Annotated in this window: 21 protein-coding genes and 1 pseudogene; 12 read left to right on the top strand and 10 right to left on the bottom strand. The window is 63.9% G+C overall.

Annotated features, from left to right (window positions below):
- Positions 1-233: 233 nt before the first annotated feature.
- Positions 234-1,115 carry a recombinase family protein gene (locus JX613_RS04135; protein WP_207100199.1) on the top strand — a complete coding sequence of 294 codons (882 nt, stop codon included), beginning with the start codon at positions 234-236 and terminating at the stop codon, positions 1,113-1,115.
- A gap of 312 nt (positions 1,116-1,427) precedes the next feature.
- On the opposite strand, the gene JX613_RS19715 is transcribed toward JX613_RS04135, so the two are convergent.
- Both JX613_RS19715 and JX613_RS20350 read right to left on the bottom strand, forming a co-directional pair.
- Positions 1,428-1,901, bottom strand: a complete 474-nt coding sequence (locus tag JX613_RS19715; protein ID WP_237168344.1) for a ParB N-terminal domain-containing protein — start codon at positions 1,899-1,901, stop codon at positions 1,428-1,430.
- Positions 1,902-2,128: 227 nt separating this feature from the next.
- On the bottom strand, positions 2,129-2,620 hold the full coding sequence (locus JX613_RS20350) for a transposase (RefSeq protein WP_419538808.1): 492 nt from the start codon (positions 2,618-2,620) through the stop codon (positions 2,129-2,131).
- A 615-nt stretch (positions 2,621-3,235) separates the two neighbouring features.
- On the opposite strand from JX613_RS20350, the pseudogene JX613_RS04120 reads away from it, so the two are divergent.
- Positions 3,236-4,035 (top strand): annotated as a pseudogene (locus JX613_RS04120) (IS5 family transposase).
- 198 nt (positions 4,036-4,233) lie between these two features.
- Here JX613_RS04120 and repC read toward each other — a convergent pair.
- The 5 genes from repC to JX613_RS04095 form a co-directional block, all read right to left on the bottom strand.
- Complete coding sequence (gene repC / locus JX613_RS04115; RefSeq protein ID WP_207100198.1) at positions 4,234-5,355, bottom strand: plasmid replication protein RepC; 1,122 nt, start codon at positions 5,353-5,355, stop codon at positions 4,234-4,236.
- A 251-nt stretch (positions 5,356-5,606) separates the two neighbouring features.
- The gene (repB, locus tag JX613_RS04110; protein WP_207100197.1) at positions 5,607-6,629 is read right to left on the bottom strand and encodes a plasmid partitioning protein RepB; all 1,023 of its coding nucleotides are present in this window, start codon (positions 6,627-6,629) and stop codon (positions 5,607-5,609) included.
- Positions 6,629-7,837, bottom strand: a complete 1,209-nt coding sequence (gene repA, locus JX613_RS04105) for a plasmid partitioning protein RepA (protein ID WP_207100196.1) — start codon at positions 7,835-7,837, stop codon at positions 6,629-6,631. The genes repB and repA overlap by 1 nt, the downstream gene beginning before the upstream one ends.
- A gap of 561 nt (positions 7,838-8,398) precedes the next feature.
- Positions 8,399-8,710: a type II toxin-antitoxin system RelE/ParE family toxin gene (locus tag JX613_RS04100; RefSeq protein ID WP_207100195.1), complete on the bottom strand. Its 312-nt coding sequence runs from the start codon at positions 8,708-8,710 to the stop codon at positions 8,399-8,401.
- A 4-nt stretch (positions 8,711-8,714) separates the two neighbouring features.
- Positions 8,715-8,972 carry an addiction module antitoxin gene (locus JX613_RS04095; RefSeq protein WP_207100194.1) on the bottom strand — a complete coding sequence of 86 codons (258 nt, stop codon included), beginning with the start codon at positions 8,970-8,972 and terminating at the stop codon, positions 8,715-8,717.
- A gap of 197 nt (positions 8,973-9,169) precedes the next feature.
- On the opposite strand from JX613_RS04095, the gene JX613_RS04090 reads away from it, so the two are divergent.
- The gene (locus JX613_RS04090) at positions 9,170-9,658 is read left to right on the top strand and encodes a metallophosphoesterase family protein (RefSeq protein ID WP_207100193.1); all 489 of its coding nucleotides are present in this window, start codon (positions 9,170-9,172) and stop codon (positions 9,656-9,658) included.
- Positions 9,659-9,705: 47 nt separating this feature from the next.
- Here JX613_RS04090 and JX613_RS04085 read toward each other — a convergent pair whose 3' ends face one another.
- On the bottom strand, positions 9,706-10,071 hold the full coding sequence (locus JX613_RS04085; protein ID WP_207100192.1) for an ArsR/SmtB family transcription factor: 366 nt from the start codon (positions 10,069-10,071) through the stop codon (positions 9,706-9,708).
- A gap of 63 nt (positions 10,072-10,134) precedes the next feature.
- Between JX613_RS04085 and JX613_RS04080 the strand changes: the two genes are divergently transcribed.
- The 9 genes from JX613_RS04080 (at position 10,135) to JX613_RS04040 (ending at position 18,285) form a co-directional block, all read left to right on the top strand.
- The gene (locus tag JX613_RS04080) at positions 10,135-10,581 is read left to right on the top strand and encodes a YeeE/YedE family protein (RefSeq protein WP_207100191.1); all 447 of its coding nucleotides are present in this window, start codon (positions 10,135-10,137) and stop codon (positions 10,579-10,581) included.
- Positions 10,581-11,018: a DUF6691 family protein gene (locus JX613_RS04075; RefSeq protein ID WP_207100190.1), complete on the top strand. Its 438-nt coding sequence runs from the start codon at positions 10,581-10,583 to the stop codon at positions 11,016-11,018. The genes JX613_RS04080 and JX613_RS04075 overlap by 1 nt, the downstream gene beginning before the upstream one ends.
- A complete protein-coding gene (locus tag JX613_RS04070; protein ID WP_207100189.1) occupies positions 11,018-11,935 on the top strand; it encodes an MBL fold metallo-hydrolase in 918 nt (305 codons plus the stop codon). Before JX613_RS04075 ends, JX613_RS04070 begins: the two co-directional genes overlap by 1 nt.
- 402 nt (positions 11,936-12,337) lie before the next feature.
- Entirely contained in the window at positions 12,338-14,749 is a 2,412-nt protein-coding gene (gene ppsA, locus JX613_RS04065) for a phosphoenolpyruvate synthase (RefSeq protein ID WP_419538806.1), read from the top strand.
- Between the two features lie 87 nt (positions 14,750-14,836).
- Entirely contained in the window at positions 14,837-15,022 is a 186-nt protein-coding gene (locus JX613_RS04060; RefSeq protein ID WP_207100187.1) for a hypothetical protein, read from the top strand.
- A gap of 28 nt (positions 15,023-15,050) precedes the next feature.
- Positions 15,051-15,638: an exopolysaccharide biosynthesis protein gene (locus JX613_RS04055; RefSeq protein ID WP_336512267.1), complete on the top strand. Its 588-nt coding sequence runs from the start codon at positions 15,051-15,053 to the stop codon at positions 15,636-15,638.
- A 249-nt stretch (positions 15,639-15,887) separates the two neighbouring features.
- Positions 15,888-16,280, top strand: a complete 393-nt coding sequence (locus JX613_RS04050; protein WP_207100185.1) for a c-type cytochrome — start codon at positions 15,888-15,890, stop codon at positions 16,278-16,280.
- 107 nt (positions 16,281-16,387) lie between these two features.
- Complete coding sequence (locus JX613_RS04045) at positions 16,388-16,489, top strand: hypothetical protein (RefSeq protein ID WP_207100300.1); 102 nt, start codon at positions 16,388-16,390, stop codon at positions 16,487-16,489.
- An 83-nt stretch (positions 16,490-16,572) separates the two neighbouring features.
- Positions 16,573-18,285 carry an AMP-binding protein gene (locus JX613_RS04040; protein WP_336512264.1) on the top strand — a complete coding sequence of 571 codons (1,713 nt, stop codon included), beginning with the start codon at positions 16,573-16,575 and terminating at the stop codon, positions 18,283-18,285.
- Between the two features lie 106 nt (positions 18,286-18,391).
- Here the strand turns inward: JX613_RS04040 and JX613_RS04035 are convergent, their stop codons facing one another.
- Together JX613_RS04035 and JX613_RS04030 are read right to left on the bottom strand one after the other, a co-directional pair.
- A complete protein-coding gene (locus tag JX613_RS04035) occupies positions 18,392-18,829 on the bottom strand; it encodes a DUF1622 domain-containing protein (protein WP_207100184.1) in 438 nt (145 codons plus the stop codon).
- Positions 18,830-18,978: 149 nt separating this feature from the next.
- Positions 18,979-20,769 carry a PHA/PHB synthase family protein gene (locus JX613_RS04030; protein ID WP_207100183.1) on the bottom strand — a complete coding sequence of 597 codons (1,791 nt, stop codon included), beginning with the start codon at positions 20,767-20,769 and terminating at the stop codon, positions 18,979-18,981.
- Between the last annotated feature and the right edge of the window lie 33 nt (positions 20,770-20,802).

Here is a 20,802-nt window from a genome sequence, read left to right as displayed (position 1 = left end):
GCCGGACAGGCACTTTTTTTGAACAGCACAGAGCATCCAGCCTAATGCAGCCACCATGCGAGACCGCAGACGCCGAGAAGCCCGCCAGCAGCACCGGCGCAGGCAAATGCTTGGCTGTTCACCCGCCTGACCCGGAACAGACCTGAACCGAAAATGATCTTCAAACGGCCGTTTCCTTATGCCTTCAGTAATTGTAAAACACCCCTGAACTTACTTAGACAACGGCCCCGTTCATGGCGCTGATCGGCTATACCCGCGTTTCGACGGGCGAACAAACGCTTGACCTGCAACGCGATGACCTGCGTGCAGCCGATTGCACCATGATCCACCAGGAACATGCCTCGGGCGCCGACCGCGCGCGCCTGGCGCTTGGGCGGCTGCTGGGGGCCATCAGGCTTGGAGATACGCTTGTCGTGGTGCGCCTGGACCGGCTGGCCCGCTTGCTGTCGCATCTTCTTGAGGTAATCGAGCGGCTGAAGGTGCGGGGGGCGCATTTCCGATCGCTGGGCGATCCCATCGACACCACCACGCCGCAGGGGACGTTCTCGTTGCAGGTGATGGGCGCGGTGGCGGAACTGGAGCGCGCGCTGATCCGCGAGCGCACCAAGGCGGGGCTGCGTTCGGCCCGCGCGCAGGGCCGGATCGGCGGCAACCCGGCGCTGCGGGCGGGCGATCGCGACGCGATCCGCAAGCTCGAGGCCACGGCCTGGACCCGGCTTCCCCTGGTGCGCCGCTACCGTCCCGACATGGCCTGGGAGGATCTGGCGCGGCTACTGAATGCGCGGGGCAATCTAGGCAGCCAGCCGTGGTTGGTCGAGCGATTGAAGCGCGCCGCCAAACGCTATGTCTGCGACGGGCTGCTGCCGCCCTCGGTGCTGGAACGCGCGCCGCGCCGCGATCCAGGCGATTGCTTGATGGCCATCGTCGCGGGAATGCGCCATGCCGATCCTCACCTAACCCTGAAAGGCATCGCCGACCGGCTAGAAGCCATGCGCGAACCCACCCCTCGCGGCAACAGCAAATGGTATCCCTCCACCGTCAGGATGCTGTTTCAAAGGGCCGAAAGGATGGGGATGGTTGACGGCACGACTGAGGGGCAAGGGCCCCTGCCGTAGCCGATCTGGTCCAGAAGCGCGGCCACGGTGGCTTCTAGCTTGCAGCGGTCGATGGCTGAAAGGTCGCGGCAGGCGGATTTCCAAGCGGCCTTTGGCGGCAGTGCATTTTGCGCCGTCCTGGAGACGCGGGATCCGGAAGTTCGGCCTGGCGCGGCCGCCGGCTAGGGCCGGGCGTGTTCTCGGGCGCGTCACTCCCCTGCCCCGCAAAGCGGCGCAGCACGTACAACTCGTCCTCGACCGTGTGTCCCAGTCCTTCAGTTCGACCATGATGGCATTGGCCAGACGTGGGCCGCAGGGGATTTATGGGATACTTCAGTACCTCGCCGAGAGCCTAGACCAAGCGGATGAAGTTGCGAATATAGCTGCGCTTCTGATAGCCTTAGAACTTGAACAGGATCGCCATGACGCTGTCGGGATCGTATTCGGCGGTATGCAGGTCCATCGAAAAATGCAGCGCCAGATGCGCCATTTCTGTAAACGAGATGTCTTTGCAGACCATGTTGTTATTGACCGTGCGGCGATAGAACTGTTCCAGCGCATTGCCCCGCGCGGCGATGCCCGCGTGAATGCTGTCCCAGCTTTCCGCATCGCCGTGTTCTTCAGAAGCTTGCGATAGGCAGTCAGGCGGCGCCAGCCCTGGATCAGTTCGTAGCGGCCTTCCCTGCCCGGCTCCACCCGGATCGGGTTCGACAGGCCGATATCGCGGATCGACTGCACCAGTTCGGCCAGTTTGAATCCCGCTGCGGTCGCGCGGTCGCAGCACTGTGCCCGCGGGCACAGTGGCATGATCTCGTCTGTCCTGGTGCGGAGGTTTTAAGTTGGCAAGCTTTCGGTGGCTTGCCCGCACCAAATGAAAATTTGGGCTTCAATAGCAGCCCCGCCTGCAAGTCACTGTGACCGCGGTCACAGTGTCCGATGACATTCACAACAAAGGTCTCAATTCCACTACTGAAACTAGCCTGCTCGACTGTTGCGCTACATAGCGACCTAAGAGCATCTAAAGCCGTTCGGGATTAACCTGCGACATAGCCATCTGCCTGAAAGTAGTCCCAGCACTCAGCGGGCGTGAACATTCCGCAGATGTCTCGGAGCGCGTTGAACAGTTCGGTAAAGGCGCGTGCGCCGACCTTGCGCAGATGCGCTTTGAGCGTCGAGAACGCCTGCTCGATGGGGTTTAGGTCTGGGGAATATGGCGGCAGGAAGAGAAACCAACAGCCAGCCTGCTTGTGCTTGATGGCTTTGGCTGCCTCGACGTTCCTGTGCGTCGCGAGGTTGTCCAGGATGACAACAGTGCCGGGCAACAGTTCCGGCACCAGAACCTTTTCGACGTAGGCGGCGAAGGCAGGCCCGTCCATCGCCCCCGTGATGACCCAAGGGGCAATCAGGCCGTTCTGGGTCAATCCCGCGATGAAGGTCTGGCTGTTCCAGTCTCCGAAGGGCGCGTCCATGGCGAGCCGCTCACCGCAAGGAGCGCGACCACGCAGGCGGGTGAAGTTGGTCTTGATGGACGTCTCGCTGCGCGGACCTGCGGTTCATCAAGGAACACAAGCCGTTCCGGCTGACGCCGCATTGCAGGCAAGCGGCGCGTCAACCAATCGTGCCGGGCCCGCCTTACCCTTGCGCGGCCCCGTTCGCTGGCACCAGCGATTTTTTTTATAGGTGAAGCCGCGCCGGGACAGCAGCGCGGCAATGGAGGAATGGTGAACTTCGACACCTTCCGCTATCGCTAGGACGTCGCGTAGTTCGAAGAGCGTGATGTCAGGATCCTGAGTGACCAGTTCCTCGAAAAACGCCTGATAGGGCGCGAGCTTGCCTCGCCCAAGAGAGCGCCCCTGAGGCGCGGGATGAGCGTGACCCCGTGTCCGGATCAGGCGTGCCCACCGTGCCCACCGTGCGCCTGTTGCAGCTGACACCTTCAAGCGCATGGCTGCAGCACGGCCGCTCAGTCCCTCTTCAATATACCGCTGAAACCGCGTACGGAGCGCATTCGGCAAAGGTGCTGACATGATCCATCCTCCCCGAACAAGAGGAGCACAGACCGCGCCGTGTGGGAATCCCTTCGCGATTGACGTTTTTACCGAAACGCTTTAACAAAACCGGCTCTCGTGCGTTGAAGGGACATGAGCAAGCCCCTTGTATCGGATGATCTGTGGGCGGCGCTCGCGCCGCTGCTGCCTGTCGAGCCAGCCAAGCCGAAGGGTGGTCGCCCGCGGTGCGATGATCGCTTGGCTCTGGCTGGTATCATCTTCGTTCTCCGCTCAGGTTCCCCTTGGGAGATGCTGCATCGCGAGTTCGGGTGCTCTGGCATGACATGCTGGCGCAGACTTCGTAATTGGCAGACAGCTGGCGTTTGGAGCAGGCTCCACCGCGTGCTGCTGGAATGCCTCTGGGACGCGGGACAGCTGAACTGGAGCCGGGCCTCCCACGACAGTGCCGCCGTACCAGCGGAAAGGGGGGCGCCGAGATCGGCCCGAATCCGACGGATCGCGGAAAATCGGGCACAAAGCGCCACCTTGTAGTCGACCGACGGGGCGCCCCGCGCGGGGCGCGGCTGAGCCCGGCAACCGGCATGACAGCCTGATGCTGGCGCCCGCCCTTGATGCCGTGCCGGGCCTGCCCCACGGCCGCGGCTGCCCGCGCAAGCGTCCCGACAAGCTCCACGCCGACAAGGCCTACGACAACCGCAGCTGCCGAACCCAGTACCGAGCCCGCTCAATTACACCCCCGCATCGCGCAGCGTGGTCTGGACAGCAGCGAAAGGCCGGGCCGGCACCGCTGGGTCGTTGAGCGAACGCTGGCTTGGCTCAATCGCTTCCGCCGCTTGTCTATCCGCTACGAGCGCCGCGCCGACATCCACGAGGCATTCATTACCCTCGGCTGCGCCCTCATCTGCCTCAATCAGATCAGACGGTTTCGTTAGGTGTTCTAAGGCTCCTGGCGGTTGCTGTTCCAGGCAGAGATGGAAGAGACGCAACCAAGTATTTTTAACGGAGAAAAACTGTCCCGTCTAGAACCCATTGTGCTCGCGGGCACAATGGGTCGCCGAATTGCTAACCTTCGCATACTCTGCTGAAATTAACTATGCGCGGCTACCGTCGCCAGATTATCTGAGATCACATCAAATACATCGGGACAACGCGGACGAGCCTGCTACAAGGCGTTCCAGCAAGGTGACGGGATTGAAGCGAACAGACCGCTTTCCAGAAACAAGGCTGCGGAAATAAGCCTGCATGTTGCGGATGCGGGGTTGTAGCTGCACCATGGCTAAGACAGTGATGGCAGCATCGCGGAGGCCCAAGCGTTCCCTGGCCTGGGCAAGGAGAGCCTGATCGATGCCGATCATCGGCGCCAGCATGCGAGCGTGCTTATCTGCGGCGTCCCATGTGGTGACAGGCTCCAGTGCGAACTCCATTGCGCTTGGGCAGCCTATTTGTAGTTTCACTAGCATGCTCTGCTCACCGTCTTCAGGTGCTTTCTCAGATTCCTTACGCAAGTCTGATTCATGGTCTTCAGGGTAAGACTTAAGAAGATGTCGGTCATTTTGACCGGCAGTGGCGGTCATCGGATCTGTGCGGCTATCTTTGATCTCCGGCGCATCGGAAGGGTAGGGGGGCTGTGGCTCATCCTCCTCCCGCATTCTGTTGTCGAGTTCGGCAAGGATCTCTTCGAGAAGGGCAGGCGTCAGCGATGTGCGGCGCAGCATTTTCCGTGCGACGGTGGTATCAATTCCATCGTGCCCGCGGTCATCGATCCACGCAAGCCGTGCGAGGATCTTGGTTCTAAGATGCCTCATATGAGCCTTGTCGCGCTCAGCCTCGGCAAGGGCATTGGACCACCGCTCGCGATTCTCGATCATTGGCGACAGGTCGATCCCGTAAGCTTCGATGGCACCGCTTTGCGGATCGCGGGTGCTGTATCGCTTTCCGTTGGGGCTGCTGCGCCGCTGGATTACCCCGGCCTCGGCCAGATCAGCAATGTGCCTGCGGATGGTCTTGTCACTGACTCCGGCAAGTCGGCGTTGCAATTCAGCATTCGAGGCAAAGCAGATCATGCCACGGCCGGGCTTAAGGCAACTGAGAAGCGCGGACAGGGTCTGCACTACTTTGGGCTTGATGCCTAGACGAGGCGCGGCATCGCGAAGCACCCGGAAGATGCCCCATATTTCGTCGGCCTTGGCTGCAAACGCAGCCGGGCTCATCGCGAGGCCAATGGCCTGCGGAATTGCTCGTTGAAATGTCATCCTGCTCCGCAGGGGGACCGTAAGCCCATGCGTCACCAGCGTCTGCCCGAGATCTCTCAGAAACGTAGGCAAACTTCTCCCGCCAACCGAATCGGTTGTTGTTGACGGGCACAATGGAGGCTGCTAGTAATGAAGGTGCAAAAATCGAGAACTAGCGGGGCCTTCCGAGGGTGACTTCGGGGGGCTCTTTCTTTTTTCGGTCTCCGTTGCGCTCCTTTCTGTTTTGCTCGTGTTGATCAAAGGGAAGGGGCTCAGCCCTCTCCCCGGCTCTTCGACCAATGATCGTGGATCATCTGGACGATCTCGTCCGCGTTTTCCTCAAACCACTGTCCGAACTGGGGCTGGTGCCTCAACGAGACGCTCAGCGAAAGGCTACGGCCGGTCTTTTTCATGGTCCCGAGATGCCGCCCGCCAAGATCGAAACGGCGGATGTCGGAACCAAGCGCCCTGTCTTTCACCGCTGTGACCGCGGGCACAGCGGCTTTGCGCTCGGGCACAGGCGCCACCGGGGCGTCGGCAAGACCGGCCAGTCCCCGCGCCTGCGACAGAATGTTCTCGAATCGTTCTGACCCAGTAGAGGGCGTGTCGCTCTTTTCCGGCACGAGGGACAGAAGATCGATGCCATGCTCGCGCGCGAGGAAGGCTAGCTCGGTCCATTGCCTGCGGCCAATCTCGGGCGCGGCGCCGATAAAGAAGATGACCTCGACCGGGACATTGTCGACAACGGTGTTCATCTTCGAGATAGCCGTCCTGTCAAGGCCCAGGGCATCCTGGATGACCTGGTTCTGGTATCCCGCTTCTCGAAGCTCCCGGACAAAGAGGGCCTTTTCGATATAAGAGGGATCGACCCTGAGGTTGTTCTCCTGCCCCTGTGCAATGATTGCCGCGTCCTCGGCCAAATGGCGAACGATCGCCTTGACACGCATCCCGTTGCCGAGACTGCGCACTGCGGCCAGACGGCGGCGGCCATAGACGATGATAAACCGGTTCATGCTGTCTGGATGGGGCCGCACCAAGATGGGCACCTGCTGCCCATGGGTGCGGATGCTCTCAGCGAGGCGGGCTATGTCGGCCGCCTCCAGTGTGATGCGGTCCTGGATGCCCGACTCGTCGATTAACGAAGGGTCGAGTTCCTGGATCCCGCTGGCAGACATGTCGCGCAGCGTGTTGCCGAGCGTGGCCATCGAAGGGGCGCCCTGCCTGCGCAGCGCGACCGTGCTGATAGGGGGGGCGGCTGCGTCGAGAGCTGTCTCGAAGACGTTCTTGCGTCCCATCAGACACGCCCCCAGGACCGCTGGATCAGACCCTCGACCTCCTGGGTCACTGCCGTGCAGCTTTGCACTGCCCGGTCGAGCGTCTTGCGCAGGAGCTTTGCGGGATCGATCTCGAAGACTGTCTGCTGCGTCATGCCTGCATCGCTGATGGCGGTGGACTTCAGCATCGGATTGGTTAGCACCTCGTCCTGCAGAATGGTCCGGAGATAGGCTGCCATTTGGGTCTGCGGGCCATCTGAGGGCTCATAGCGGGTCAGCAGGAACTTCACGAAGTTCCAGGAGATCGGCTCCGACCGGCTGGTATGGGTCTGGATTGTGCGGAACAGGTCGCCCGCGAGGCTGAGGAACTGCGACATGGAGGCGATGTCCAGCATACTGGGTACGACCGTGACGATCAGCCCGGAGCTTGCCGCGAGCGCCGAGAGAGTCGTAAAGCCCAGCTGCGGTGGGCAGTCGATGATGACCACGTCATAGCGGTCCTGGACCCGATCCAGCTGGATCGACAGCCGCTCAGCGAAGTTGGGCGTGATCCGCTGGCTCAGCGCATAGGCCGTATTCGTCTCGTATTCGGCAAGGATCAAGCCGGCTGGCGCCAGATCCAGATTGTGGAAATAGGTCTTCAGGATGATGTGCTCTATACCCACCTGCTCTTCGTCGTAGCGCAGGCAGTCATAGACCGTGCCGTTCTCCTGAAACTCCAGTTCCGGACGATAGCCGAAAAGCGTCGTAAGGCTGGCTTGGGCGTCCAGATCGACGGCAAGGACCCGGTAGCCATCGAGGGCCAGCTTCTGGGCAACATGCGCCGCCGAGGTGGTCTTGCCCGACCCTCCCTTGAAATTTACAAAGCTGATGACTTGCATGGCGTCGCCCGGATGGCGGCCTGGCCGATAGGTCAGGTCCTTCTTGCCGGTGCGGAACATGTGGTCGCGGATCTGGTCGATCGCCTCGGCGCTGAACCAACGATGGCCCCGCTTGTCCAGGGTTGGCTGGGGAAAATCAGGATCGTCTGCCAAGCGGGTGTTGAGGTTCGAGTTGGAGATCCCCGTCAGTTCGCAGACCTCGCGGGCCGAGAACAAGCGCAAGGCCTTTCTTTCCTCCGGCCGGAAGGCGTTCTTCATCTGCCGGTCCAGAGACGTGGCGAGGCTTTCGGCGAATTCCGTGATACGGTCCGAATCGAAGCTGCGCCTGAGCAGGCTGAGATCGTTCATCTTGTCCTCGTCTGCCGCCCGATTTCCTGGGCTTTTCGTCTCTTGTATGGTGCTGGTGCACCTAATTGCTTCCGACCATACAAGATCTTCAGGGGCTTCCATATGCCAAATTTGCATTTATGAACGAGTGCAGCAAGAAAATTGTGGATTGTCATTCCTGTGTGGCGATGAAGGGACGCTTTTGTACCTCATGTCCTAGCATTACTTCCGCAGTCTGCTGGAAACGCCTGTGACTGACACGCATTCTGCTGCTGGTGTGGGATTGCACACATCGCCAGACCGGGTCTGCGCGCGGCTGGACAACCTGGCTACCCTCGCAAGCGATCGCTACCCGAAAGGCCGAGATGGAATCCGTGCGGCCGGCCTATTGCGCCCCTGCGGTATGGCTCGGATCTAGACAGGCGGCGCAGCACAAAGGCACAAAGGAGGGGCAGGGGTCTAGGCTCACGGCAAGGGCCGGCGTCGACCGGTCGCAGCCTGGCGCGCCGTCTCGGCAAGAGCCGGGATGCGGCCCTGGTCATCCTGATCTTGGACCGTTGTATCAGCCTCGTAAGTATTACCTCAACCGAAGTAATCGTCCTTGAACCGGTCGATCTGATGCATTCGTTCATGCAAGATCGTGACAATGCCGATGTCGCCATTGGCGAGCCGCTTCCAATATACGACATGCCGCTCGTAGCGGAAAAAGTACCCCTCCACCCCGAACTCGGCCGGCACGGGCCGCGACATCACACCGCCCGTTTCGAGTTGCTGGAACGCAGAAAACAGGCCGGTTATGTAGGTCTCAGCCTGCGCCTCGCCCCATCTGTCACGGGTGTAGAGGTAGATCTCGTCAAGGCGGAGGGATGCTGCCTCTTGGACTTGGATCGTCATGGGCTCAAGCGCGCCGGTTCCGGGCGATGACCTCAGTCGCTGTCAGTCGCTTGTAGCTGTCTTCGGGCGCTGCGAAGGCGCGGGTCAGTTCGGCCTTCAACCGATCAAACGCTTCGCGCTCGGCCCGCTCCTTGTCTCGCCGGATCAGGTCACGGATGTATTCGCTGACGTTCTCATAGGACCCATCCTCACCTACATTCGCGGCTACAAAGTCGCTCAAGGCACCTCCAACCCTGACGGTCATGGTTGTCATGCGGGACACAACTGGCCTCCTGTCGCTATTGGCGTCTTCAATATAACCAAAAATGAAGACAAACCAACCTCTGTTTTGGTCGGGGCCGCACCCATGAAGGCTACGGCTGATAATCAGTGTCGTACGACGCGGAACAGGCCTGCAGCCATGCCGTTAACCGGCGCCAAACGCGCGACCGGCGTGCAATGCCCAACAGGAGCTGCCCCATGCAACCACTCATCCAGCCATCTGCCGGGCAGCGCATCGGCGTCATCTCCGATACTCACGCCCTGCTTCGCCCCGAGGCGCTGGAGGCTCTGGCCGGCGTCACCCGCATCCTGCACGCGGGCGATATCGGCGATCCCGCCCACCTTGACACGCTGGCGCGCATCGCCCCGGTGACGGCCATCCGCGGCAATATCGACCGTGGTCCCTGGGCCGAGGCCTTGCCCGAAACGGTAAGCCTCACGATGGGAGCCCTGCGGATCCACATGATCCATGACCGCAAGGCCTTGCGGGCCGATCCGGCAGCCGAGGGGTGGAACGTCGCGGTCTCGGGCCATTCCCACAGGCCCGGCATCGAGGACACCGGCGGCACCCTTTGGCTGAACCCCGGCGCAGCCGGACCCCGCCGCTTCCGCCTGCCGGTCACGCTGGCCTTCCTGTGGGAAGAGGCCGGCCAGCCCCGCGCCATGATCCAGCCCTTGCCTGTCTGACCCGCTTGCGTCTCGAAAGGACCACCCATGTCGTCAGTCCTCGTGCCTTATCCAAGCGCAGGCTCAGTCGGACTTTCCAGATCCTTGCAGAAGGCATCATAAAGCGCAGCCATGAGAATCTCCAGGTCGGGGTCGCTGATGCGATAGAAGATGGTCTGGCTTTTGCGGCGCGTGTCGACCATCCCGGCCTCGCGCAGCTTGGCCAGGTGCTGGCTCAGCGCGGACTGGCTCAGGCCCACGGCCTGCTGCAGCGCACCGACCGAGCGTTCACCCTTGGTCAGTTCGCACAGGATCAGCAGGCGCTTGGCATTGGCGACCAGGGCCAGCCGCCCGGCCACGTGATCGGCGCGGTCCCGCAGGGCATGGGTCGCCGTGTCCCGACTTATTATATTAGCATTGACTGATTTAGACATGATTAATATATAAACCCGGCAGGCGGATCAGGCAAGCGTGGCCGCAAGACACGGAGGAAATGCATGGAGATCGGGATCGAGACCGCGTTCACCCCTTGGGCCTCGCTGTTTGGCGGCGTGCTGATCGGGCTCAGCGCTGTGATGGTGATGGGGCTGTTTGGCCGCATTGCCGGGATTTCCGGAATTATCCAGGGCGCCCTGGCGCTGCCCGGCGCGGCGAAGGACCGCGACTGGCGGTGGGCCTTTCTGGCCGGGCTGATCCTGGCGCCGCTGGTGGTGATCGCCTTGGGCGGGACGATTGCGCAGTCGGTTCCCGGCAACGGGGGCGGCATGGCCCTGGCCGGACTGCTTGTGGGCACGGGCACCGCGCTTGGCTCGGGCTGCACCTCGGGGCACGGGGTCTGCGGACTGGCGCGGCTGTCGGGCCGGTCGCTGGCGGCGGTCGCCACCTTCATGGCGGCGGGCTTTGCCACCGTCTTCGTGCTGCGCCACATCCTGGGAGGTGCGTGATGCGTGTGCTGTGGGGCTTTCTCAGCGGCCTGGTTTTCGGGTTGGGTCTGGTGGTCTCGGGCATGGCCAACCCGGCCAAGGTCCTGAACTTCCTGGACCTGGCGGGAAGCTGGGATCCCAGCTTGGCCTTCGTGATGGGCGGCGCCCTGCTGACCGCCCTTGCGGGCTATCGCCTGGTCTGGCGGCGCGGGACGCCGGTGCTGGACCGGACCTTCGACATCCCCGGGAACCGCGCCATCGACAAGCCCCTGCTGGCCGGTGCGGCGCTGTTTGGCATCGGCTGGGGGATCGGCGGCTTCTGCCCCGGCCCGGCCATCACCGCCCTGCCGCTGCTGGCGCCGGGAACCCTGATCTTTCTGCCCGCGATGCTGGCGGGTCTGTGGCTGGGCGGCCGGATCAAGGCAGGCGGTTACCTGCAAGCCAAGGGAGCGCCATGATGAGCACATCGAAACTGAAGGAGCGGGTGGTCCGTCACTCGCCTTCGACAGGCGCGGGCAGCCCCGATGTCTGGGGCATCTACGAGCCAGACACCGGGTCGATCCAGTATGTCTGCGCCGATCCCGCGACAAGGCAGGCCGCGTTGATCGACGTGGTCTGGAACCTCGATCCGAAGAACTACCGCTTCTCGACCGAGAGCATGGAGCAGGTGCTGGACCTTGTGCGGCAGAACGGGTTGACGGTCCGGTGGATCCTCGACACCCATCCCCATGCCGATCACGTCATGGCCTCGGCGCATCTGAAGGAACGCACCGGCGCGCCGACAGCCCTTGGCGACAAGGTCCATGACATCGCCAGGCTTTGGGCCAAGCTTTACAACCTGCCCGACGCCTTCGATCCGGCCCGCGACTTCGACCGCCTGTTCGCCGCCGGCGAGACCTTCCGCATCGGCGAACTGGAGGTGCGGGTGATGCTGTCGCCCGGCCATACGCTGGGCTCGATCACCTATGTCTGCGGGGACGCGGCCTTCACCCATGACACGCTGATGCAGCCCGACGTGGGCACCTCGCGCGCCGATTTCCCCGGCGGCGATGCCGGACAGCTGTGGGACTCGATCCAGGCGATCCTGGCCCTGCCAAGGGACACGCGCCTGTTCGTGGGCCACGATTACGGCACCGACGACCGCGACGAGCCCCAGTGGGAGGCGACCGTCGCCCAGCATCGCGCGGGCAACAGGCACGTCAAGGACGGCACCCGGCGCGAGGATTGGATCAAGAAACGCAACGAACGCGACGCCACCCTGCCGCTGCCCGACCGGATCCTTGCCGCCTTGCAGATCAACCTGCGCGGCGGGCGCCTGCCCGCACCCGAGGCCGACCGGCACAGCTACCTGAAGATCCCCGTCAACCGTTTCTGAAAAGCCCCCAGGGCACGAAGACGATCATCACGGATGGGCATGGTCGGATCCATTCTCCTTTCGGGATCGCTTCTTCAGCCCCCTCCGCCTTGATGGATATCATGCACCAGAGCTTTTGCCGGGAATCGTCCCGGACATGGCCCGCCACGTCCGATATGGGCGTGGCAACAGATCCCTGCAGCCGCAAAACCGGGACAAGGCAGCGTTCCAGCAAGCGGACCAGGTGTCCGTGCGACCCTGCGCGCCGAGACTGACATCAGAAAGAACAAGCGCCGCTTGTTGTCGGCAATAGGGGTCCGGCAGCAATGACGAAAGATGGAAGAAACGCCTGCAACGTGGCACAATGGAAGGGCAACCCCTATCCCCCTTGTGGTGGCTTCCATGTCACGTTCCTTGCCCCTTGTGATCTGGTTCGAGCATCTTTCCGGAAAGGACGTGCCGACGGTTGGCGGAAAGAACGCTTCCTTGGGCGAAATGGTGGCTGGGCTTTCCGGCGCGGGCATCCGGGTTCCGCCGGGCTTTGCCACGACGGCCGACATGTTCCGGGACTTCCTCGCCCTCAACGGCCTGCACGAGCATATCAGGAAGATCCTGACCCGCCTTGAGGCGGATGAGTGCTCGTTGGCCGAGACGGGCCAGACCATTCGCACCGCCATTCTGGCCGGGGATTGGCCCGAAAACGCGCGGCATGCCATCCTGGCCGGCTATCGAGAACTTGCCCGCCGCACGGGCCTGACCGATCCCCCTGTTGCCGTAAGATCCAGCGCCACCGCCGAGGACTTGCCCGACGCAAGCTTCGCCGGCCAACAGGAAACATTCCTGAACATACGTGGCGAAGCCGCCCTGCTGGAAGCCTGCAGGCGCTGCTATGCTTCCCTCTACACCGACCGGGCGATCACTTATCGGTCCCTGAAGGGCTTCGACCACAGCAAGGTTGCGCTTTCGGTTGGCGTGCAGCACATGGTCCGTTCCGACACGGGCGGGGCGGGCGTGATGTTCTCGATCGACACCGAGTCGGGCTTTGACAAGGTCGTTCTTGTCAACGCAGCCTGGGGTTTGGGCGAGACGGTCGTCCAAGGGACGGTCAGCCCCGACGAATACCAGGTGTTCAAGCCCCTGCTGGACCAACCCGGACTTGTGCCCATTCTGGAAAAGAAGATGGGCACCAAGGAACACAAGCTGGTCTATGGACAGGATGGCGACACCCCGACCCGCGACATCCTGACTTCCGAGGATGAGCGCGGGCGCTTTGTCCTTTCCGACCAGGAAATCCTGGACCTTGCCCGGCAGGCCTGCGTCATAGAACGCCATTACGGCCGAGCCATGGACATCGAATGGGCCAAGGACGGCGATACGGGCCTGATCTTCATCGTGCAGGCCCGCCCCGAGACGGTTCGTTCAGCAGGCAAGGGCACCGTCCTGTCCTATCGCATCGGGCAGCACGGCCGTGAGCTGCTCCGCGGCCTCAGCATTGGCGAGACGGTGGTCTCGGGCACCGTCTGCTCGATCGAAAGCCCACGGGACATGGGCCGCTTCGTCGATGGGTCCATCCTCGTGACCTCCAACACGGATCCTGATTGGGTGCCGGTCATGAAGCGGGCCGCTGCCATCGTCACCGACCACGGTGGCCGCACCTCTCATGCTGCGATCGTCAGCCGAGAGCTGGGCCTGCCGGCGATCGTCGGTGCGGGACATGCGACAAGGCTTCTCCATGACGGTCAGCAGGTCACGGTGTCCTGCGCCGAGGGCCAGGAAGGCATCGTCTACGAGGGAGCGGCCGACTTCCAGGTCGAGGAGCTTGATCCCGCCGCAGTCCCGGCAACGAACACGCGCGTCATGCTGAACCTGGCCGATCCTGGCGCGGCCTTCCGCTGGTGGTGGCTACCCTCTGACGGGGTTGGTCTCGCGCGGATGGAGTTCGTGGTTTCCAATGCCGTGAGGGTCCACCCCCTTGCCCTGACCCGCTACGACGCCTTGCAGGATCCGCTTGCCAAGGCCGAGATCGAGGCCCTGACCCAGGGATATGCAAACCGGGAGGATTACTTTGTGGACCGCCTGGCGCGGGGCCTGTCGCGCATCGCGGCAGTCGTGCATCCCCATCCCGCCATCATCCGCATGAGCGATTTCAAGACCAACGAGTACGCGGGACTTCTGGGCGGCGCACAGTTCGAGCCAACCGAGGAGAACCCGATGATCGGGTTCCGGGGCGCCTCGCGCTATTACTCCCCGCGCTACCGGGATGGCTTTCTGCTGGAATGCCGTGCAATCCGCCACCTGCGCGAGACAATGGGCTTTCGCAACGTTCTCGTCATGGTTCCTTTCTGTCGAACGCCAGCGGAGGCCGACCAGGTTCTTGCGATTATGGCCGAGGCGGGGCTGGTGCGGGGGCAGGATGGTCTTGAGGTCTATGTGATGTGCGAAATCCCCTCGAACGTGATCCTGGCTGACGAATTCGCCCGCCGCTTCGATGGATTTTCCATCGGATCAAACGACCTGACGCAACTTACGCTAGGGGTGGATCGCGACTCGGCAGAACTTGCCGCCTTGTTTGATGAACGCGATCCCGCTGTGCGATGGATGATCGAGACGGTGATCGCCCGAGCCCATCGGGCGGGGCGCAAGATCGGCTTGTGCGGCCAAGCGCCCAGCAGCGACCCGGCTTTCGCGCGACTTCTGGTCGAGGCGGGGATCGACTCGATCTCGGTCACACCGGACAGTTTTCTGGCTGTCAAAAGGCATGTTGCTGCCGCAGAACGGGATGCCGGAAGCAGTTCTTTCAGAAAGACCGCTGCCGGACCGGAAAAGGCCACCTGACGCCTTGCTGCCGTCTTCGCCTGCCCCTGGCTTGGTGCCGTCCCGTGGCGTGGTGCCGCTGGCGCTGATCGTCACCGCGCGTTCCCGATGCCCGATGGGGTCCACCCGCTTGACGGTGCGCGCGAAGACAAGCCGCACGGTGGACCGATGCCGGACTTCGGTCCGCTTTTCGATGAAGCGAACCTGGGCTCTCATGGCGGGACCGCGATTGTGGACCGTAAGGGACGCATCCTGACGATTGCGCTGTACCTTGAACAACTGCAAAAGCCCTGATCGGCATCAATGGTCCTTGGCAGGTGATGTGGCACACCGGAACGAACAGCCGCTTTCAGCCCGCTTGCGCGCCCTGCCCGAAAACCGTCCCATGTCGATCTCGGATCTGGCTGGTGAGCTTGGCACGCGCGCGCACGGCCTCGCGCTGCTTGTCCTGGCGCTGCCAGAGGCGCTGCCGCTGCCGTTGCCCAGCATTGCGGCCATCCTGGGCTTGCCCTTGGCCGCGATCTCCTTCCATCTGATGCTGCACGGTGAGAACGGGGGCCTGCCGGTCTCGCTCGGGCGCTATCCGCTGCCGCCGCGGCTGGTCAACATTGCCCGGATACGGTTGGCTGATCTGGCAGCGCGGGGCGAGCGCCTGTCCAGGCCACGCTGGACCAGCATCGTCAAGCAGGACCGTGCCGTGGGTGGGCTGTGCCTGCTTTTGTCCGTGATCCTTTTGCTGCCCTTCCCTCTCTTCAACGTGCCGCCAGCGATATGCCTGGCCTTGCAGGCCTGGGGCCTGGTGCAGCGCGACGGCGTCTTCGTTGCGATCGGCATGGCAGGCGCGATCCTGGTTCTTGCTTCGATGTTCCTGGGGCTTTCAGGATTTGCCCTGTGGCTGGGGCGGGCATGATCCCGGCTGCGGAAAGCTGCTGCCCCCCGTCTGCCTTGCGGTGATGTTACTGCGCGAGGCCAGACCGATCACGCGGCTCAGCCGCGCGACACGCGCCACCAGCCTGGCCCAGAGCCTGTCGGGTGGCGCAGGAAGGCGGTTTGGCCCCTGTCCGATCATCGGGGCACGCTTGGCAATGATGGCGGTCAATGCTTCGCGACAGACGGGGATTCATGCTAGCGTGGTCGATGTCTTATCGGGAGCACCAAGATGAGCCGTCTTCTTATCGTCGCCCTGATCCTTGTTGGCGGGGGCGTGTTTGCACAAGACAGGGACGTTGGAGCCGATCTTTATGACGGTTCCTGCAGCGGATGCCACGGCGCCAAGGCTGATGGAAAAGGACCCGTGGCCGAGGTGTTCAAGATCCCTGTTCCGGCGCTGACCGATCTTTCCGCGCGCAATGACGGCAAGTTTCCGATGCTCGAGGTGATCCATATCATCGACGGCCGCACCGGAATGCGCGGGCATGAAGGCGTGATGCCGATCTTCGGCACTTTGTTTTCGTATGAGCATGGCGGGCGCGGCAATGCTCGGGACACGGTGATCGAAGTCCGGGGCAAGATCATGTCGATCGCGCTTTATCTGGAAAGCATCCAGCAGTAGCTGCCGCCGATGGTGCCAGGCTTTTTCAGGGGCTGTTCGCAGATCCACTACGCCCTTATCGCGGCTGCACGCTGCTTGACTGAGGTGTCCTCGACTTCGGCCCGGACATCCCCTTCGGCGGGGCGAAGCAGTCGGACTTCGGCGTCAAGAAGGGCAAAGAAGGACTGGCCGAATTCACGCAAATCCATATCGTGAACGAAGCCCGCTGACGGCGGGCAGGGCGGGCCGTGCACCAGCGCGGCCCCTCGCGGTCCCCAGGGCCGCAATTGAGGACGAGGAGAGGAGACCACCCGTGCCGATCTATGGCCTGGCCCCCCGCAGCGAAGGCGAAAGCCGCGTTCAGGGCCGCACCGACTTGAGCTTGCGCGACGAGACGATCCCCCAGCTGCTGGCCGCCGCCGTGCGGGACCACGGCGACCGCGAGGCGCTGGTCTTTCCCGAACACGGCCTGCGCCTGACCTATGCCGGGTTCTCCGCCGCCGTGGACCGGCTGGCGACGGGGCTGCTGACCCTGGGCATCTCGCGCGGGGACCGGGTGGGCATCTGGGCACCGAACCGCCCCGAATGGGTGCTGACGCAATTCGCCACCGCCCGCATCGGCGCGATCCTGGTCAACGTGAACCCCGCCTATCGCGCGGGGGAACTGGAATACGCCCTGCGGCATGTGGGCGTGCGCTGCCTGATCCTGGCGGACAGCTTCAAGACCTCGAACTATGTCAACATGATCCAGCATGTCGCGCCGGAACTGGCCTTCTGCGCCCCCGGCGCGCTGATGGCGCCGAACCTGCCCGACCTGCGCATCGTGGTGCGGATGGGGGCCAGCCGCTCGACCGCCGGGATCCTGAACTTCGCCGACCTGGCGGATACGCCCGCCGACACGGACCGGCTGGACGCGATCACCCGGACGCTGCGGACGGACGACCCGATCAACATCCAGTTCACATCCGGCACCACCGGCCTGCCCAAGGGCGCGACGCTGAGCCACCGCAACATCGTCAACAACGGCCATTTCACCACCGCCACCATCGCCCTGACGCATGAGGACCGCTTGTGCATCCCGGTGCCGCTGTATCACTGCTTCGGCATGGTCATGGGCGTCTTGGGCTGCGTCAGCAAGGGCGCGGCGATGGTCTTTCCGGGCGAGGGCTTCGACCCCGACGTGGTGCTGAACGCGGTCGCCGACGAGTGCTGCACCGGGCTTTACGGCGTGCCCACGATGTTCTCGGCCATGCTGGATTCCCAGAACTTCCTGGCGCATGACCTGTCGTCCTTGCGCACCGGCATCATGGCGGGCGCCCCCTGTCCGATCGAGGTGATGCGCCGCGTCGTGGACCAGATGCACATGCGCGAGGTGACGATCGCCTATGGCATGACCGAAACCTCGCCCGTGTCCTTCCAGTCCCATACCGACGATCCCCTGGACAAGCGCGTGACCACCGTGGGCCGCGTCCATCCGCATCTGGAAGTGAAGCTGGTGGACGAAGGGGGCCACACCGTCCCCGTCGGCGTCACTGGAGAGCTGTGCACCCGCGGCTATTCGGTGATGAAGGGATACTGGGGCGAGCCCGCCAAGACCGCCGAGGCGGTGGACGCGGACGGCTGGATGCACACGGGGGATCTCGCCACCCTGGACGCCGAGGGCTATTGCAACATCGTCGGCCGCCTCAAGGACATGCTGATCCGGGGCGGCGAGAACATCTATCCGCGCGAGATCGAGGAATACCTGTTCCAGCACCCCGCCGTGCAGCTGGCCCAGGTCTTCGGCGTCCCCGACCCCAAGTTCGGCGAGGAGGTCTGCGCCTGGATCGTCCTGAAGCCCGGCGCCAGCGCGACCGAGGGCGAGATCCGCGATTTCCTGCGGGGCAGGGTGGCCCATTACAAGGTGCCGCGCCACATCCGCTTCAAGGCGGACCTGCCGATGACCGTGACCGGCAAGGCGCAGAAGTTCCTGATGCGCAAGGCCATGGTCGAGGAACTGGGGCTGACGGAAAACCGAACGGCCTGAGCCGCAGGCGGCAAGGACGCAAGCGACAGGATTGCGGTGACCGGCAGGCCCGCAAGACCTGCCCCGGGCGGCTTTCCGCAAGGGGCCAGCCGGGCAGGGGCGGGGATCAGCGGCGGCGTGAGCGGCCGCCGCCGTCCGGACCGGCGGTGATCCCGCGCTGATTGTCCTGCGGGGCCATGTTTCTGCCTTGATGCCTGGCCGCGCGCTGCCAGGGCCAGCATCCTTCGATCTCGGTTTCCAGCGAGAAGCTCAGGAAGGTCCGGATCAGCACGATGCCCGCCAGCAGGCCCACGCTTTCAAAAGTCAGCGGCGCGGTGATGGTCGAGATGATGTCGGCGCCGACCAGCAGTTCAAGCCCCAGCAGGATCCCCCGGCCCAGATCGGAACGGAACTGCTCATAGGCATGGCGCCAGCCATGGCCGCGCAGGCCACTGACGGCAAAGGTGCATGCCGCAAGGCCGATCCCGCCGATGATGATGGCCACGCCGACCAGTTCCAGGCCTTTGGCCAGCATGTCGGCGGTCTCGTGTGCGCCCTCGATCAAGCCTCACCTCCTGCCTGGGTCCGCCCCGTCCGGCGCTTCTCCGGGGATGAGCGGCGTTCCGGCTTGCCCACGGGGCGCGCGGGGCGGCATCCCCTTCAACATCTGCCCGGCCTGCCGGTTCCCCAAGGCGCCGGTCACCGCCCCTGTTCCTATCGTTGGAAGACATAGCTGCCCGGCGCATCGCCCAGAGGCGGACAGCCTTGGTCGGGGGCGCCCGTGGCGGGAACGGGACCGGGCGGCCCCGACCGCGCGCCCAGCCAGGCGGCCCAGGCGGGCCACCAGGAACCCTCGGCCGCCTCGTGCCGGGCCAGCCAGTCGGCCGCCGACAGCAGCGCCCCGTCCCGCGGGCGCGTGCCGATCCGGTACCGGCGTCCGGGATGGCCCGGCTGGCTGACGATTCCCGCGTTGTGCCCGCCCGAGGTCAGGGCAAAGGTCACCTCGGCATCGGTGAACTGGTGGATCTTGAAGACCGAGGTCCAGGGCGCCACATGGTCGCGTTCCGTGCCCACGGCGAAGATCGGCACGCGGATGTTCTGCAAGGCGGCGGGGCGGCCCTCGACCATGAAGCGCCCGGCGGCCAGTTCGTTGTCCAGATACAGCCGTTGCAGGTATTCCGCGTGCATCCGCCAGGGCATCCGGGTGCTGTCGGCGTTCCAGGCCATCAGGTCGGTCATCGGCGCCCGCTGGCCCATCAGGTATTCGCGCACCATCCGCGACCAGACCAGGTCGTTCGATCGCAGAAGCTGGAAGGCCCCCGCCATCTGGTCGTCCGACAGATAGCCCCGGTTCCACATCATGCTGTCCAGGAAATGCATCTGGCTGGCGTCGATGAACAGCGCCAGTTCGCCGGGTTCGGTGAAATCGACCTGCGCCGCCAGCAGCGTCAGCGACGCCAGCCGCGCGCCCGCGGCCTGGCCCATGGCCGCCGCCGCGATGGCCAGCAGCGTGCCGCCCAGGCAATAGCCCGCCGCATGGACCCGGGCGTCGGGCACGATCGCCTGCACCGCGTCAAGCGCCGCCATCACCCCCAGGCGGCGGTAATCGTCCAGCGTCAGGTCGCGGTCGCGCGCATCGGGATTGCGCCAGGACATCGCGAAGACCGTGAAGCCCTGCGCGACCAGCCAGCGGATCAGCGAATTTTCCGGCGACAGATCCAGGATGTAATATTTCATGATCCAGGCGGGCACGATCAGCACGGGTTCGGGCCGGACCTGATCCGTGGCGGGGGCATACTGGATCAGCTCGATCAGGCGGTTGCGAAAGACCACGGTGCCGGGGGTGACCGCGACCGTTTCGCCGGGGCGGAAGGCGTCGGTTCCCACGGGCGGCTGGCGGTTCAGCAGGCGGGCCGCGTCCTCGGCCCAGTTCAGCCAGCCCTGCCACAGGTTCATGCCGCCGGTGTCGCGGGTCCGGGCCAGGATCTCGGGGTTGGTCCAGGGGTTGTTCGAGGGCGAGAGCATGTCCAGCCACTGCCGCGCCGCGAAGGACACGACATCCTCGTGATGCTTCATCATGCCCGGCACCTCGTGGGTGACGTTGTGCAGCCATTGCTGGCCCAGCAGGAAGGCCTGCGCAAAGGCCGAGAACGGCATCTGCCGCCAGCCCGGATGGCGGAAGCGCGCATCGCCTGGCAGCGGCTGGATCGCGGGCGGGGCGTTCGGGTCGATGGCCGAAGACATCAGCCAGGCCATCAGCCGCCCGGTCTTGCGCCCGGCCTTCCACAGCAGTTCCGACCGCTTGCCCGGAGCCTGCGCCAGGTGAAAGGCCCAGTCGAAGCCCGCCAGCGCCAGCGAACCCGGCGAGATGCCGCCGGTCAGCTGCCCGCCAAGCGCCTCTCGCATCCGGTCCATGGCCTGGAAGGCGGCAAGGCCCAGGGCCGCGTCCTGATCGACCGGAGGCATCTGCGCGGGGGAAACAAGGGGGCCGGTCTGGGGGATCATGGTGGTTCCTGGCTGGTTGCGCATCGCAGGATC

Origin of the sequence: Paracoccus shandongensis, from assembly GCF_017315735.1 — a bacterium.
GTDB classification, from domain to species: domain Bacteria; phylum Pseudomonadota; class Alphaproteobacteria; order Rhodobacterales; family Rhodobacteraceae; genus Paracoccus; species Paracoccus shandongensis.
This window is presented reverse-complemented; position numbering and strand designations above follow the sequence as displayed.

Bases quoted from the DNA above. Each gene is read 5' to 3' on its own strand.
- JX613_RS04030 (WP_207100183.1), bottom strand. From the start codon at position 20,769: ATGATCCCCCAGACCGGCCCCCTTGTTTCCCCCGCGCAGATGCCTCCG.
- repA (WP_207100196.1), bottom strand. From the start codon at position 7,837: ATGAACGATCTCAGCCTGCTCAGGCGCAGCTTCGATTCGGACCGTATC.
- JX613_RS04135 (WP_207100199.1), top strand. From the start codon at position 234: ATGGCGCTGATCGGCTATACCCGCGTTTCGACGGGCGAACAAACGCTT.
- JX613_RS04090 (WP_207100193.1), top strand. From the start codon at position 9,170: ATGCAACCACTCATCCAGCCATCTGCCGGGCAGCGCATCGGCGTCATC.
- JX613_RS04060 (WP_207100187.1), top strand. From the start codon at position 14,837: ATGCCCGATGGGGTCCACCCGCTTGACGGTGCGCGCGAAGACAAGCCG.
- repC (WP_207100198.1), bottom strand. From the start codon at position 5,355: ATGACATTTCAACGAGCAATTCCGCAGGCCATTGGCCTCGCGATGAGC.
- JX613_RS04080 (WP_207100191.1), top strand. From the start codon at position 10,135: ATGGAGATCGGGATCGAGACCGCGTTCACCCCTTGGGCCTCGCTGTTT.
- repB (WP_207100197.1), bottom strand. From the start codon at position 6,629: ATGGGACGCAAGAACGTCTTCGAGACAGCTCTCGACGCAGCCGCCCCC.
- JX613_RS04070 (WP_207100189.1), top strand. From the start codon at position 11,018: ATGAGCACATCGAAACTGAAGGAGCGGGTGGTCCGTCACTCGCCTTCG.
- JX613_RS04100 (WP_207100195.1), bottom strand. From the start codon at position 8,710: ATGACGATCCAAGTCCAAGAGGCAGCATCCCTCCGCCTTGACGAGATC.
- JX613_RS04085 (WP_207100192.1), bottom strand. From the start codon at position 10,071: ATGTCTAAATCAGTCAATGCTAATATAATAAGTCGGGACACGGCGACC.
- JX613_RS04050 (WP_207100185.1), top strand. From the start codon at position 15,888: ATGAGCCGTCTTCTTATCGTCGCCCTGATCCTTGTTGGCGGGGGCGTG.
- JX613_RS04075 (WP_207100190.1), top strand. From the start codon at position 10,581: ATGCGTGTGCTGTGGGGCTTTCTCAGCGGCCTGGTTTTCGGGTTGGGT.
- JX613_RS19715 (WP_237168344.1), bottom strand. From the start codon at position 1,901: ATGCCACTGTGCCCGCGGGCACAGTGCTGCGACCGCGCGACCGCAGCG.